20 protein-coding genes and 1 pseudogene are annotated in these 14,900 nt (G+C 39.8%); 2 read left to right on the plus strand and 19 right to left on the minus strand.

Annotated features, from left to right (window positions below; all coding sequences use genetic code 11):
* Nucleotides 1–2: 2 nt before the first annotated feature.
* The 17 genes from J671_RS18305 to J671_RS18380 form a co-directional block, all read right to left on the minus strand.
* Nucleotides 3–770, minus strand: coding sequence for a hypothetical protein (locus J671_RS18305; RefSeq protein ID WP_031983017.1), 768 nt, complete (start codon nt 768–770; stop codon nt 3–5).
* A 62-nt stretch (nt 771–832) separates the two neighbouring features.
* Nucleotides 833–1,276, minus strand: a complete 444-nt coding sequence (locus J671_RS18310; protein WP_031983019.1) for a hypothetical protein — start codon at nt 1,274–1,276, stop codon at nt 833–835.
* Entirely contained in the window at nt 1,269–1,751 is a 483-nt protein-coding gene (locus J671_RS0104810) for a hypothetical protein (RefSeq protein WP_031983022.1), read from the minus strand. The genes J671_RS18310 and J671_RS0104810 overlap by 8 nt, the downstream gene beginning before the upstream one ends.
* 7 nt (nt 1,752–1,758) lie before the next feature.
* Nucleotides 1,759–1,950 (minus strand): hypothetical protein, encoded by a 192-nt coding sequence (locus J671_RS18315; RefSeq protein WP_031983024.1) that lies wholly within the window; start codon nt 1,948–1,950, stop codon nt 1,759–1,761.
* Nucleotides 1,951–1,959: 9 nt separating this feature from the next.
* The gene (locus J671_RS18320) at nt 1,960–2,343 is read right to left on the minus strand and encodes a DUF4054 domain-containing protein (RefSeq protein WP_031983026.1); all 384 of its coding nucleotides are present in this window, start codon (nt 2,341–2,343) and stop codon (nt 1,960–1,962) included.
* Between the two features lie 9 nt (nt 2,344–2,352).
* Entirely contained in the window at nt 2,353–2,736 is a 384-nt protein-coding gene (locus J671_RS18325; RefSeq protein WP_031983028.1) for a hypothetical protein, read from the minus strand.
* Between the two features lie 13 nt (nt 2,737–2,749).
* Nucleotides 2,750–3,724: a DUF2184 domain-containing protein gene (locus J671_RS18330; protein ID WP_031983030.1), complete on the minus strand. Its 975-nt coding sequence runs from the start codon at nt 3,722–3,724 to the stop codon at nt 2,750–2,752.
* 5 nt (nt 3,725–3,729) lie between these two features.
* A complete protein-coding gene (locus J671_RS18335) occupies nt 3,730–4,200 on the minus strand; it encodes a hypothetical protein (RefSeq protein WP_031983031.1) in 471 nt (156 codons plus the stop codon).
* A gap of 13 nt (nt 4,201–4,213) precedes the next feature.
* Entirely contained in the window at nt 4,214–5,413 is a 1,200-nt protein-coding gene (locus tag J671_RS18340) for a DUF2213 domain-containing protein (protein WP_031983032.1), read from the minus strand.
* Between the two features lie 77 nt (nt 5,414–5,490).
* Nucleotides 5,491–6,342: a hypothetical protein gene (locus J671_RS18345; RefSeq protein ID WP_004834300.1), complete on the minus strand. Its 852-nt coding sequence runs from the start codon at nt 6,340–6,342 to the stop codon at nt 5,491–5,493.
* A gap of 71 nt (nt 6,343–6,413) precedes the next feature.
* The gene (locus J671_RS18350; protein WP_031983033.1) at nt 6,414–7,226 is read right to left on the minus strand and encodes a phage minor head protein; all 813 of its coding nucleotides are present in this window, start codon (nt 7,224–7,226) and stop codon (nt 6,414–6,416) included.
* A complete protein-coding gene (locus tag J671_RS18355; protein ID WP_031983034.1) occupies nt 7,171–8,505 on the minus strand; it encodes a DUF1073 domain-containing protein in 1,335 nt (444 codons plus the stop codon). Before J671_RS18355 ends, J671_RS18350 begins: the two co-directional genes overlap by 56 nt.
* Before the next feature lie 8 nt (nt 8,506–8,513).
* Nucleotides 8,514–10,040, minus strand: a complete 1,527-nt coding sequence (gene terL / locus J671_RS18360; protein ID WP_031983035.1) for a phage terminase large subunit — start codon at nt 10,038–10,040, stop codon at nt 8,514–8,516.
* Nucleotides 10,018–10,494: a DUF2280 domain-containing protein gene (locus J671_RS18365; RefSeq protein ID WP_000729394.1), complete on the minus strand. Its 477-nt coding sequence runs from the start codon at nt 10,492–10,494 to the stop codon at nt 10,018–10,020. The genes terL and J671_RS18365 overlap by 23 nt, the downstream gene beginning before the upstream one ends.
* A 58-nt stretch (nt 10,495–10,552) precedes the next feature.
* Complete coding sequence (locus tag J671_RS18370) at nt 10,553–11,194, minus strand: putative metallopeptidase (protein ID WP_004841829.1); 642 nt, start codon at nt 11,192–11,194, stop codon at nt 10,553–10,555.
* Entirely contained in the window at nt 11,154–11,597 is a 444-nt protein-coding gene (locus J671_RS18375) for a hypothetical protein (protein ID WP_031983036.1), read from the minus strand. Before J671_RS18375 ends, J671_RS18370 begins: the two co-directional genes overlap by 41 nt.
* Before the next feature lie 60 nt (nt 11,598–11,657).
* Nucleotides 11,658–12,113, minus strand: a complete 456-nt coding sequence (locus tag J671_RS18380) for a hypothetical protein (protein WP_000195754.1) — start codon at nt 12,111–12,113, stop codon at nt 11,658–11,660.
* A 538-nt stretch (nt 12,114–12,651) separates the two neighbouring features.
* Between J671_RS18380 and J671_RS25975 the strand changes: the two genes are divergently transcribed.
* The gene (locus J671_RS25975) at nt 12,652–12,813 is read left to right on the plus strand and encodes a hypothetical protein (protein WP_165757080.1); all 162 of its coding nucleotides are present in this window, start codon (nt 12,652–12,654) and stop codon (nt 12,811–12,813) included.
* Between the two features lie 25 nt (nt 12,814–12,838).
* Here J671_RS25975 and J671_RS18385 read toward each other — a convergent pair whose 3' ends face one another.
* Nucleotides 12,839–13,474, minus strand: a complete 636-nt coding sequence (locus J671_RS18385) for a hypothetical protein (RefSeq protein ID WP_031983037.1) — start codon at nt 13,472–13,474, stop codon at nt 12,839–12,841.
* Between the two features lie 313 nt (nt 13,475–13,787).
* Here J671_RS18385 and J671_RS25825 point away from each other — a divergent pair.
* A pseudogene (locus J671_RS25825) lies at nt 13,788–14,055 on the plus strand (site-specific integrase); the annotation flags it as partial.
* Nucleotides 14,056–14,099: 44 nt separating this feature from the next.
* On the opposite strand, the gene J671_RS25290 reads toward J671_RS25825, so the two are convergent.
* A protein-coding gene (locus tag J671_RS25290) for an IS5-like element ISAba27 family transposase (RefSeq protein ID WP_152534347.1) occupies nt 14,100–14,900 on the minus strand; the annotation gives its coding sequence in 2 pieces (ribosomal slippage) (nt 14,100–14,540 and nt 14,542–14,900; 800 coding nt annotated over the 2 pieces). This gene is flagged as partial in the annotation.

Consider the following 14,900-nt stretch of genomic DNA (forward strand, 5'->3'; position numbering starts at 1 on the left):
CATTACTCCGATAAATCAATTTTGAAAACACGGTTAAGATCGTCAGCCATAGGCTGGAATTCAAACTCAGGAATATCGTAATCGTCCTGTTTTGAACTGAATCCAAGTTTGTTACTGGTACAACGGAAGAAATTCATGTGCATGAATTTACCTTTGTAGTCACGTTGAAGGTCAACGGCAAACTCTGGCGTATAACCCATATCTAGGTTTGAGACAGTGATTGATTTAGCGCCCGCCACCATTGCTGAATAACGGAAGTTAATAAATACCGTTTTACCTGCATCTGCAGCAGCAAATGTATAAGCACCGGTTGCTGCATCTACACTGTATTGTCCGGTTGTTGGTGCCGAAGCTACACGTTTAAGTGGGATTGCTTTAGCATCTGTTACGCCTAGATCCTTTACATATGTACCGCTGTTAGGAACAACCGGTGTAACAGTGCCACCAGCCGGAATCACTTCACCATTAATGGTTTGGGAAACTGTTTCGATTCCACCCTCAGCAACAACACCACCGAAGAAAATAGAATTTAACAATGTGCCATTAATACGCCCGAAAGAAGCTTTACATTTAATGGTACCTTTACCACGCGCGGCATCTACGGCGAACTGTCCACGACCAAAAAGCTCTTTTAAGTCATAGCTAATATCTACACCAACGGATTGCATAACCCCCACTTCAACTGGTGTGGGATTGCTAATCGGTTGCCCGTATACATCTTGAATCGGTGTAGCAAAGATCTTGCCGGCACCAAATAAATATTGAGCCATTTATTTTGACCTCTCTAAAATGACAAAACCGCCATAGAGGCGGTCATAAAATGAATGTTTTGTTAATTGGTTGTGAGGATCCGGATAGGGATAATTGCAATCGCCTGATCATCCAGCATGTTTTCTACTGCTTCATACACTTCTATTGTGCCTTCAATCCAGCAATGCTCAACCAGACCTCCTAAGGTCTGACACTCATTAAAATCTGGATGATCTGGCTGAATAGCTTCACGTATACGATCGATAAATATATTCATCTGTGATGATGGAGGTTTAGCTCTATCAGCCTCATGGATATAGAGATACACCTCAGCAGCAAGTTCAACTTTTGAATCCATACCATGTACAGGTACTTCCTGCTGATTGCCTTGAGTAATAAACATGGCAGGGCGTTCATGGGGCAATACATTACTAAAGTGACGTAAACGGCGACTTACCGTAATCAGCCCTTCCACCTTCGTACTTAACCGCTCAAACAACGCTTGATAGATTGCTTCGCTATCCACTTGCTAAACCCCGCTCAATTGCTGCATCAATATTTTTCGGCACAATCTTGGCCACGATATCCAGTGAATCACGCATAAAGCGCAATTCTCTAAAACGTACATTCCTTGAATGAGCTTTAATATTGACTTGAACCGGTGATATAGGTCGTCCAAAAGCCTGCTTAATTGTTCTCAGATGGGCTTTCACACCCATCGAGCCATTTAAGCCAAACTCATGTGCAGGTGCATAAGGTACCAAAGCACCACCAGCTCCCACAGTGCCTTCAATGGTATCCCTATCCTCTTCCACCTTTGATGAAACGGATCCACGCAAGCGGCCTGACTGAACTTTAAGTCGTTGGCCACTTAACATGTCTTCCTGAACAATCCGCTGTAAGCGCAAAGTAAGAGCGTTAATCGTGCGTCTTATTTCAAACCTAACGCGATTATTCATCTCATCAAAGTTGACTTGGCTATCAACACGATAATCGCTCATAGCTTAATTACTCTTTAGCAGATGCCGCCGATTTCTTTGGCTCAACCACTTCAACATAACGCTCAAAACCTAAGGGCTTTAAAATATGGATAAAGTCATTATCAGATTCTAAAACGCCGTTTTTGATATCTAGGTTTTGCCCGGCAATAACGAGTTTGGTTGGCTTATAACCTTCTGGTGCCTGATATTTAAAAGGCATGGGATTCTCCTATACAACAAAGGCACCCACACCCAAACGGTTAGGGTTTGTGCCTTCGTCATCGATTGGAATGGAATTTTTTAACGCAAGGTAACGCTGGCCATAGCTGCTTAAATCATAGAAAGCTTCTTTCGATGATCGGGAATAACTCACACTTTGGCCCGCAATTGTCATGCTTGAGGCGGTACCAAAAGCAGCACCATTGCCACTTGCAGTACCAACTTTAAGAATATGTGCTGCATACAGACCTACAGCACGTTCCTTTAATGCGCCAAACTCAATTTGAGATACGACCAGATCTGCTTCTTCTAATGCATCCTGAATTCTCTCATCTGGCAAAGACATTAAACTCGAATCAGTCGAGAACTTTTTACGAAACGTTTGTACGTCCATATGTCTACCTTATTCCTTAGCTTGTTCTAACTTTGCCTGTAGTTGCTCAAGTGTTTCATCATCACTGAACGTTACTTCAAGATTTGTTAATTCAGCTTTCACGGCGGCCAAAGCAGCTTCATCAGCTGCCTTTTGCTGGTCGCCTGCTGCATCGATTGATTTGCCGCCTTTACCACCACGACCACCAGTTTTACCCGCTGTTTTTGGCTCATCTTCCGCAATTTCCTGAACTTCAAGTTCACCGATATCAATAAGATGTTTAGCAAACTTATTTTTAGTGAGCTTCTTGTGCGCTTCTTCATCCACAAGAGTTGGTGTGCCTGTAGGCAAAACAGCAATACCAGAAAAAACAAAAGCGGCCTGTAAGCCGCTATAGATATAAGAATATTTCATACTGTTTTAATCCTTACACGTGATCCAAATAACGGAGAGAATCAACACGCTTCAACCATACGCCTTGATATTTGTAGTGACCAGGCACTTTAATATCTACACCAACTGGTTGAGCTGCCAAGAAAGTGACGTCATCACATTTCATTTGGATGCATGACGGATCACGGCGGTAAATAATAGAACGGTCAGCACCTGCTGTACCTTTGCCGTTTGAACGACCTAAACCACGAATGGTTAACGGCTTACCTTGTGATGCGAAGATGTTATTTTCTTCAATAAATTTTAAGAAAGTCTTTCCGCCAGAATCAGGAACTACACGGGTAGAAAGGTGTAAATACTGATTTGATGCCATCAAATAAGTATCTGGCTGTACTGATACATCCCCATCAACAAGATCTTCAGCATCTGCCAAGCTTGCATTGAAGTCACTTAGTACTTCTTCAATGGTTGCGGTGGCCCAGTTATGTTGAGCTGTAACTATGGTTACACCCGTCTGATTTAAGAAGCCCTTAACTCCGGTAAGAGCATTGCCATACCAAGCAATGTTACTTAAGTGTTTTTCTGCAGCTAGACGAGCGGCCTCTACTTTATCTGCTTCAAGTGCTAAATTTAATTTTTGAGCTGCTTCTAACTCCAGCACTGAATACATATAACCAATAGTACCGACCTTCACTGGCAATTGAACAGTGTCATATTCAACTTCGGCCAAAGGAATATCATTACCAGTTCCTGAATGATCTTTACCCAAACCCACACCCTTCTTACGGCTTAGGATTTCTCCTCCGCCATATACGGCATTGACAGGTTTAACAGGAATGTATTTAGCGTAATCCATCACTTGCTGAAGCTGAGGATCCATTTCGTTAAATTCTTCCAATTTGACGAATAATTGGGCTAAAGCATCAAGGTTAAATGCATCACCAATATTTGCTTGAACCATTTGAGCTACTGGTGTTAAACGTAGCTTCATTGCTGCCAATTTACTCATAATTATTATGCCCCACGTAATCGAACAGCTGCTAAACCCTGTTCATTTGAAATTGTTTCCCAAGATGCGTTTGGCAACTCTGTACCGTCTGTTGCTGTTGGGGATAAAGAACCTAACGGCGCTGCTGTGGTACCGTTAGCTGTTTTGACATAAACCTTTGCGTTGATGTCTGTGACTGGTGCTGTGACCTTCACGTAAATCGAACCAATGGTCATAACTGGTGCTACATCTGTAGCTTTGTATGCCTCTTTACCATCAGCCGTTTTGCCTGACTTACCAACGCCGTGACGTACGATAATTCCAAACTTGGTGTTAGTTGCACCTGTTACCGCCGAAACTGTTTTTCCGTCAGTACTACGAACAACCACGTCACCATCGTTCACCAAGCTGGCACCAGCTACAGGCAGGGATAAAATATCCTCTGGCCCAATGAGGTGAAACTTCATACCTGGTGCGGCATCGTATTGCTTAACCATGATTTACATCCCCTTAAATTGTTTTGTATGCGTTTTCTTTGCTGTAGGTCTTTTCTTCCCCGCCGCCTGCTGGGTTGCCATCACCAGCTTTAACACTTTGCTGCTGGTGAAGCGCATCACCTACAGGATTAGAAGGATGAGTAACTTTCACAGCACAGAGTGCACGGAAAGTTGTGTCGATCTGCTCAGGTTTTGCATCACCTACTGATACGCTACCCATCAAAGCAGTTACTAAAGCATCACCCGCTTTTGCGGCAATCACATCACGCTTGATTTGCTCACATGAACAACCTTCCGTTTTAACTGACGGCACCAATGCTTTAGCATCAGCAATCACAGCAGCACGCTCTGCAGCAGCTTGCTCAAGCTTTTCAGGTGTCATTTGGTTCTTTTCCAGATCGCCAACTTTTTGCTCAAGAGCAGTTTTTTCGGCATGCAACTGATCTACGACTGCTTGAATTGCTCCAAGCTCATCACCGATAGAAAATTGCTTATCACCAACTTTAAGTTTTGCAGCCTTCATGTTTTCCAGCTGCTCTTGTTGCTGCTTTAATGCATCGGCCAGAGGCGTGTTATCGCCGATGTTAAAACGGATACCGTTTACAATTACTTCCATTGATTTATTCCCCTTTGGTGGAGTTTGCTGTTTGTCACCGATGCGGCAATCACCACCACAACGGCCATATTTAACGAGTGCTACGTGATTGCCTATAAAATTGATAAATTTCGCTTGATACGGCGTACCATCTGGCGCCGTACCCTGCTCAACGATTAATAAAGCTCCATAGCCAAGCGACATTTCTAGCCGTTCGTTGCTTTGGATCAAATCAATGCTGATCTTGTCTTTAATGAGCAAATCACCCACCAGATAATCGCCTTCCTGTCGAACGTTCTCACAATAGCCAATGTGATAATCCTTCCAGTTAGATGCGTTAATTTCATTTTTAGGCGGGTGATAGTCTGTAGCGTCTACACCATTGAAGCTTTGAATAGCCTCAGGCTTAAAAAGCTCCTCTGGCGGTGTGTAAACATTAATGACTTGATCAGCGGTATAACCTTCCAGAGATGGAAACTCATACGCATAGTACTGACGTACTTGAGGTGCTTTAGCTAAGCGAACATTGACGCATTTCAGATACCCCTCTTTGGTAAATGAGCGTGTCGATTCGCTTGGCGCAAAGTCACCAATTTTGAGTTGGTAAATGGTTTTCATAAATTGCGCTCAATAAAAAACCCACCAAATGGTGGGTTTGAAATATCAGATTTAATTTCCTGTGATGAAAAATTTCTTTATTCGTAATCTAAGGTAAATCTATGGCCTGTTTCCTTAATTATATAAACAAATCTTTGATTAGCCTCATCCATCTCCAAACCGATAGTTGCTATTTCAGTTGTTCTTTTTTGAGGGTCAGCCTCTAATATTTGATCAATATTCGTAGAAATTGCATCAAATGAGTTCTCAAATGTAATTAAAATCCTCTGAACATTCGTTATGGCTTCTACAGGCGATCCATTAGCAACAACACCAAAACCTGGTGGGTGATATTCTGTACCATCCTTTACTCTAACTGTTGTGTTGTAGCCTTTACGTCTTAAAATTTTATATTGCTCTTCTGTCAATGGTTCGCTAGTCGATTCAGACTTAAAACTAATTAGTAGATTAGGCCAATTTTCATGAATAGTTTCGATGATATCTAAATCGCACCAATCGCCATGTGAGAAAATACCAATAATGTGTGCTTGAGAGTTAGAAAAGTGGATAAACAATAAATCCGACGTTCTTTCCATATACCCATCACTTTCCACAACATTACCTAAATGAAAATGCTGGATTCTCCAATGAGATAACATATCATCATTATAATCTAGCTTTTTAAGGTTTCTGCTTTGATATTTATTTAAAGAGTTTCCTTTTTCTATATCTAAAATAATTTTTTGATAAGCACCTAAATGTTCAGCAGGTATGACTAAATTTTGAGGTTCAATCACCTCTCTCGGTTGAGCGTTAATAATTCTGTACTTATAACGTTGATATAAATGAATTGGTCCATTTGTTCCAGCCTTATAATTACCAAACTCACTAACTAATTTTTTATGACAGTAATCTTCGTAATCTTTTAAAATTTCATTTTTAATTTCCATTACCCCACCTTAATAAAATGATTAAATAAAATTTAATTACCAAGTTATTAAAATCTCATAAAGTAATTAAATTAATCAATCAAAATATCCTCATAATTAGGCAAAGCTGTGCAACGACAACGAATAGGCTGACCGGGATGCCCACCATCTGGCGGTGAATCCCATCTAAATGTCTTGCCCTGCTTATGTTGATGATCTGGCCTTACACGCTCATCTTTCGCCGTTTGCCATGTGTATGTCTCAACACCCATTGAAAGCTGTCTAGCTTGGTTAATTTGGCCGTTAATCTTGCCCATCTGATCACTAGCGATAAGACGTGCACGATAATCAGTAGATAATCCTAATTGCTTAATAGCTTTGGCCAAGTCTTCATTGGTTTGTCCAGTCTGCAAAGCGTTGGTAATTAATACCTCAAGCTTATCGGCGTATTGCTGCGGAATAGACTTAATCAAACTGACATTTGCCGTGATGTTTAGATCTACCACATCCTGAATATCAGCAGCTCGATAGAACGGCGTTAGATCTACACCAATAATTGTTTTGGTGTGCTCTGCAATTTGCTTGTCCACTTCCTTTTGCGTGTCAGTCACAACCTTTGTGGCTAGAGGCCTAGAAATCTCAACAACATATTTTGTGAGCTTTTCCCTAAACGCCGTCATCATGTCTGAGAACCAAGCATCACCGATATTCTGGCCGACTGTAGGAATAACCAATTCTTTTGTTTGTTCCTGACAGTATTTTGAAATAGCCAGTAGTTGTCGTGTGTAATATAGCTCTACACGGCGATTTACGTGCACGGCTCTCGGCTTGGAAGCTTTACGACCTTTTTTACGTTTCTTCGCCTGCTGGAGGGGGGGTTTCAGGATCTGAATTATCGTTGTCATTAAGCTTCACCATTGTCTCGAGCTCTTTGATATGTTCTTCATCAATCACTGAATAAACACCGTCAATAAGTAGCTGCCGTGCTATCTGTGGCTCTGTGATGATGCCCATCTCTAAATATTTAGCATCCCGTTCAGCGTTAGCTTTCTCAACTTCAGAACGGACCTTAGCGTCTAATTGCCATAGAGGATTGAACACAACATCTAAGCTTGGAATCTGACGACCAAATGTGGCTTGAACAATTACTCTTAAAAGCTTCATCATGAATGGCTTTAAGGACCATATTTGCTTAGTTGCAATACTGTCGTAATAGTTCCGTGTGTCATGCTCGCCTGTTGCATTCATCCCTGCAGGTGATTGACCGAATAAAATCGTATATGGCATATCAGCTGCACCAGCAGTTTGAATCGAATACTCACGCATGAGGTCAGGCAGACCGCCAAAGCTATAAGATTTAGAGTCATACTCCTCCTCTTTATCCAAGACGATCATGCCATTCAAGCCCTTAAGCAATCCGACACTAAGAAAACGTTCAGCTACGGATTTCATATCCTCTTTGATCTTATCGACCAAGTTAGGTGTTCTAATCACGTCAATTTTTGATTCATGGACCAGACTAGCAGTGGCTTTCTTTACGGCAGCATGATCAAGTAGATCCTCATAAACTTCCTGTAAGACACTTACAGGCTCTTCATTGACCACATCTGCATGACCAAATTTAATTAAGCGGGTGTGGTGGATCCGTTGGTTAGATTTACCATCAAGCTTTAGCTTGTAAAATTCAGGCTGCTTTAAAACGCCACCTGCCTCCTTAGGCGATAAATATTTACTGGTATCAGCTTCAATGTGCTTTTTCTTAAGCACCGTGAAAAACTCTAAACGACCAATACCTAACTTGTTTAAATCGAACGGTTGATCTAAGTTGCCGCCGTCTACAGTCCCTAGAAGCACATAGCAAACGCCATATAAGCGAGAAAGGACCAAACTAGATAAGAGCACCCCATCTAAGTTAAATGCCTTACACGCTTCTTTAAGCTTCAATAAATCGTTATCTTGAATCCCTTCAAAAAACCATCCAGCTCGAAGCATGTCACTTGCTGGTCGGTTGACGATTCGCTTAGCTAACCAGTGTTGATACACGGCTTCTAATTGCTCATCAGGAATTACTTTCTTAACGAAAGAACCGTGTGAAGCTTTGTCACGTTCGGTACCAATATTTGAGACAAAGTTTGTATACGCCCCTGCATCGCCAATTGCATCGGGCTTTTTAGTTTCAGCCATAATTTCCTCTAATCAAATACAGTTGGCTTTTTGGCTAATGAATCATTAATTGCATCAATGGTCGGGTCCCACTGGTCGTCATGGTCATGTGACCAATCAGCAGTAAGGCCTTCAATCTCTTCAATGTAGTTCAATAACCACGGTGCATTAGCTGGTAACCAAACGCGCTGATCTTCAACATAAAGAATGACGTCCATTGTCCGTGACAATTTGTCCTCATCCCGCTGAATTGCCCTAATAGGTAATGTAGTTTCCCTAGAAATAGATTGAATTAATCCGGTACCACTCGCCTTATCTTCTACGGCCATATAGCGAAGTTTGCCGATTTTGGTGTTGCTATCCTTATGCTTATTGATAAAGGTTTTAGCCTCCTTCAATAGCTCAGGTGCTTCCCATTTCCCGCGTTTCACATCAATGATGTAAAGGTTATTGTCATAGCCCAGACCAGCACATAAGAACACCGAGAAGTCATTATGCTTTTTGACCTTCTGAGCAGTATCGGCCCATACAGCCCGCCACTTAAGAACAGGTAGCTCTAGATAACGTGGGAACCATTCAGCCTTAACCAGATCACCACCCAGCTTTTTAGGGTTTTGCATGTATTGGCTTGCAAATGTGTAGCGTGACACTGTGGCGCCGTCTTTATCTTCCCCGCCTTTCTCCAGCTGCAGCAATGAAAGTAAAGATTCTTTTAACGGCCAATAGCTTTGACGGCCTTTCGCATCTCTCTCAACATCACGTGGAATTTTGCTTTGTATTTTTTTAGGCAACTTACTGATGTACTCATCATCGATAAGCGCTGGAATACTGATCTGTTCCCATTCACCAGGCACATTACCAGTCATCACAAAGTTAGTCGGATCTTCAACGTGCAAACGCTGCATGATCAGAATAATTGGCGTATCAGATTTAGCTTTACGCGAGTTGACCGTATTTAAGATCTTACGGTTAGCCTTACGTCTAGCTGTTTGGCTAAATGCATCCTCAGGCTTTAATGGGTCATCAAGAATAATGGCACCGGTAAAGCCCTCATTAGCTAATGTACCGGCACGGCGACCTGTGACCTGCCCACCCATCGAAGCAGAATAAACATGACCTGCGTCATATCCATCGACTGTGGTTTTCCAACTAGACTTAGCGTCCGTACTGGTAGAGATCTTTACAGGCCATAAATTCTGAAAGTCATCCGACTTAACAATATTCCTTGCTGTTGCTGATACATCCTCTACAAGTGACTGCGAGAAAGACAAATACAGAAACCGCGAACGTGCATTACGCGCTATACCACGGGCAATAAGGTTTGTGAGTAATTCAGTTTTACCGCTTCCGGGTGGAACGTTAATAACTAGGTTCTTAACCTTTCCAGCGATTACCTCGTCAATCTTGTCGGCAATATATTCATGATGCCAATTGACCGAAAACTTAAAACCCATACGTGGCAAGAAGAAAGCACGAGTGAAAAATAAATGTTCTTTCTCACATTTAATCCGTTTAGCTTTGGCTTTAACAGGATCAATATTCGTTCTCGAGTTCATCTATCGCCTGCCTTACCTGCTCATCGGTAGCAGTCACATAGGTAATATTTTCGCTTTGTAATGGACCACCACCAGCGCCTGTAATTTCAGTCTTATTCGTGTACTTGCCGCCTATGTCCTCAGCAGCTTGCTTAAGAATGCTTAAAGCTGCTACACGGTTTCTACTGTGCTTTTGATATTGGCTTTCGTAGCGCTGTAAACGCACCGCTAAATTTGCAATAGGGATTGCCTCAGGCTTACCCAAAAACATTTCGCGAGTCTTTTCAAAATCCTTTCTTAATTCTTCGCTCAGGTTCTCGCCTGCCCGTTTGGTCGGGTCGTATTTCTCACACTGCTGTTTAGTAACTTTTATCCCGTATTCTTGGTTGACGAGCTCAGCAGTTTCTGTGGGTGTATTAAATACGGCAAGTGAGCGAACTATAAAGAGTTTTACCTCTTTTTTTAGAGCCGCCATATCCTCAATCCTGTCAACCTACGTCAACCTAAATAGCCAAAAAAAAGAGCCTCAAGGCTCAGGTAATTACGCAGTTTCCACAACATTTCGAAATATCTAAATCAGAAACAAACGGCGGGTTTTTAGCGACTTCAATAAGCCGCTTAACGTTTTCATTTGCACCCCAGCGTTTAACAACACCGATAAACTCTTCCACATCGTGACCAGCTAAATAATGCTTTGGTAAGCCAGTATGATCACTGTAAATAATCTCACCGTCCGAGTCTCGTTCTACACCAATGTGATAAAGCTCATGTTCAAGCAAAGCACAGAACTCGCTATCGTTTGCCTTTTCACAAAAGCTTGCATCGATGGTGATTAAGTAAACTGGAACGAATCCGAACCAGTCTCGCATTTGCTGCTCTTGTCGGGCTTTCTTCCAGCCGCCTTGTTGAAACATAACCTTTTCACATTGGCCGAGCACCATACGCTTAGCTCTGGTATAAGCAGAAGAAGCCCATGCGAAAGCCAAGAAACCCTCATTGTCATGAAGCATCTCAGCGATATGGTCGTGATCTGGATTATGCAAAGGACCACCAATAGTTAAAAAATTTGCAATTACCCAATTCATTAAATCAGGGGCTGGCGCTAATCGAATTGCTTCTTCTTCATCCGCTTTATCAATTAATTCCTGTGGTGGAAATGGTCTGATCTGCTCCATCTTCAATTCTCGCTAATTCGTCTTTAATCCAGTTAATGACATATCCCGACAAAATAGAATCTGGATGAAAGCGCTCTATTTTATAACCCATCTCTTCAGCTTGATCATATCGATCAAGACTCCATGCTTTATTTGACAGCTTTCCACCACGCCCACCAGACCAGGGCCCACCCTCAATTTCAATGAGCAAACGCAATTTCACTATATGAAAATCAAAGCGCCAGTGTTTGGTATGGATCGGCTGAAACTTACTTTCAAATCCAATCGCCAAATCCTCAAGCTCTTCCTTAAGTGTTGCCTCAGCCTCGAGATATTTTTGCTTCGCTTTAGGTAGCGGTCTGGATTTAGGCTTGGTTTTAGGTTCTTTTTTCCGAGTAAGCCAAAAGTATTCTGTAGAATCCATTATTCTCACCCATAAAAAAACCGCCCTAAGGCGGTGGCTAAACTCACAGGCAATATAGTATTACTTCTTAAAAGTTGCCTTATAAAGCTTTGAATTAAAGTAATCCGTAATTTCTTTACCTTCGTTTTGAATTTTTTCCTCATTTAAGGGTAAAAAATCTAATTCAGATTTGAAGCTCATATACTCTGGAATAAATTTCTTTATAGGCGGAGGTGGTTTAGGTCCACCTTCTGTAATTTTTTCGATAAATCCAGCTAACCATAAAATATACTCACCTTCTGAATTATGAGGAGGAATCAAACTCACATCTATTTTTACTTTACATTCATCTAATTGTTTACTAAACAATTCAACAAAATCAATAAAATTATATTTTAATTTAAATTTTGTTCCCTTAATTTCTCTGCGTATACATGTCATAAGTAAGTTCATATTTTCAATACAGTCATGTGAAAACAATTCCTCATCTTTAATTTTGTTATAAATATTTTCCGCAAACATGAGATACTGTGTCATTTCAGCAGCTCCTCATTTTTATAAAGTATTTTTCTTAAGGTAGTCCTATTATAACAATGTTGCAACAAGAAATTTTCCATTTTTAGTTTAAGAAAATTTTAAAAATTATAAAAACGATTATATTCAATAAATTAGTACAAATAAAAGCTATGGAAGTTTGATCTTTCTATTGAGCTTTAAAATGGATTATTGTGTTTAAATCATCAATTTAAAAAGCTTGCCTAGTAGGCAAGCTCCCCCTTTTTTTGATATTTGCGCTGATCAATAAGGTTTAGTGTTACTTAAAGCAACACACTGATAATACTGAAATATTTAAAAATAAAAAAGCCCACTTCCTATTTTTATTCAGAAATGGGCTTAGCGAAAAAAACGCTTAGACCTGAAATAGAAAATATCTATTCGGAAATATCTCCAACTTCATATTGGCATAATATTTAAGCACTAGCAATAGGGATTGAATTAAAAATATCAAATATTCATATTTAAATAGATAAAGATTTATTTTTAAATAGTTTTATTTTTAGCCTACATAAGGTTAATGGAACGGTATAATTTATCTAGAAAAACCATTATTGATGAGTTAAGACCATTCAATCTTGGCGGTGACGGTAAGCACCTTTATAGTCCTGCTACTGTCATGCCGATTTTGGATAATCTTAGTAAGGCTAAAGCACAACGGCAAGCAAGACGTAAAAACTAAAAAAAGGCGCTATATGCGCCTTTAATTACTGTGTTTTTAAATATTTAAAATAGAATTCAGACAATTCAACGGAACAGAAGTCATCAAAAGCAATCATAGAATCTTTCCAACTTTCCAATACAGTTGCACATTGAGGACTTGAACTTATCTTAGAAGCATAAAATGGAAGTGTAGATATAAATTCTTCATTAATTTGTGAAATTTTAGTACGGTGTTCTTCTAACATACCTTGGTGTTTTTCTAAAATTTCATTTGTTTCAAAGTAAGAAAGACAACTTTTATACTCAAGAAGGGATTTTTGAATATGAAACAATTCAGATGATAACAATCTAAGCTCAACACATCCTTCAATCCATTTTTGTTCACCATCTTGTTCAAATGAACCCTCAATTGTACCAAAAGACATATGCGCCTTTCTAAAATGCTCGAGCAATCTAGCTCCTTTGTCCTTTAAATAATCCTGATGCATCTTCAATAGGTTGAACTTATGCTCATCCTTCCAATCAGTATAAAAATAAAATGCAGCAGTAGCAGCAACAATAGTTGAAAATGCTGAAAGATAATCTCCATCAATATTAAATTGATGTTTGAAGTAAATTGAGCAACTTAAAAAAAATAGAAAGCTAAAAATTAGGGTGCATATAATTTTAAATTTTTTCATGTTAAATTTAGGTACGAATGAATAAGAATTATTTTAAACAAAAAACAGATAATTTAAATATTTTATTACAATTAAACCGCACTGCCCCCACTGCGCCTCCACTCATTTTTAAGCATTTGATTTATTTAAAATAAAATAACCTTGCCAAGGTTGGGGTCGCGAGTTCGAGTCTCGTTTCCCGCTCCAAAATTTAAAAACCACTTAATTCGAAAGAATTAGGTGGTTTTTTTATTGTCTATTGGTCAATTCAAAATTCGCATTAAAAAAACGCTTTATATTTCCATTGCAGTACCATGAAATTTGGAGTGTTATTATGCAAAAGCCAGTTAAACGCGGGGACGGCGTGGCGCATCACTGTTCGTTATCTAGGCAAACGTTATACGCCTACTCGAGATACAGCGAGTGAGTGTGAACAATGCGCCGCTAAAAAATTATTAGAATTACAATCTGAATATGCTAATCCTGAGCCTGAAAAAATCCATATCTCCTTCTATGCCCTTTTTGAACAGTACTATCAAGAAGAAGGCAGAAAAATGAAGAGTGCCCGCTTAATTGTTCAAATACTTAAATGCCTAAAGAAAAAAGAATAATGAAAATATAATTAATAGACCTCTTGCGAAAGTCGTTATTGCAAGTTCATCCGATTTACCAGTGCAGCGATTAAGTTAATGCGTAAACCGAATCTTTTCCGTCTATTTCGATAGCGTTCACTTAATATTCTAAATGTTTTCAATTGACTATTAATATGTTCGATCACAACTCGTATTTTTCCAATCATTTTATTGTACTTTTTCTCAACATCAAATAAGGGTAAATTCTTCTTTTTCTTTATTGGCATCAATAATTTAAAGCCATCTTGCTCTAATCCGTAGTACCCTAAATCGGTCATAACATATTTACAATGTTTGAATTTTTTAACCGTTCTTCTTGCCAATTTAATGTCATGCTGACTGCCATTCGATATATCTAGCCCTATGATTTGTTTGCTGTTCGGATGATAGATCACTTGTGCTTTTAGCGTATGTTTCTTCTTTTTACCACTGTAGAACTTACTCTGATTTTTTTTTCGGACGTTCTATTGAACATTCTGTCGCATCAATAATGACCCAGTTAAACTGTTCGTCTGCTGTGGTAATGCTTCGTTTTGGCAGAGTAAACCGTCTTGATTTCATCAATGCATCTTCAACCTTTTTAATGGTTCGATTCACATTACTTTCAGCGATATGGTAATTTGCAGCCAACTCCAATTGAGTGCTGTAATTCCGTAAGTAATTGAGTGTTAATAATAATTGATCCTCTATAGCTAAAGTATGAGGACGCCCAGATTTCTTTTTAAGTGATTCTACTTCTTTTAAAACTTCGATCATTTCACTAAAAACTGGTCGAGGTACACCAACCAAGCGCTGGAATTCAGAATCTGAAAAAC

It is taken from the genome of Acinetobacter sp. 1130196 (assembly GCF_000588095.1).
Classification (GTDB): Bacteria; Pseudomonadota; Gammaproteobacteria; order Pseudomonadales; family Moraxellaceae; genus Acinetobacter; species Acinetobacter nosocomialis.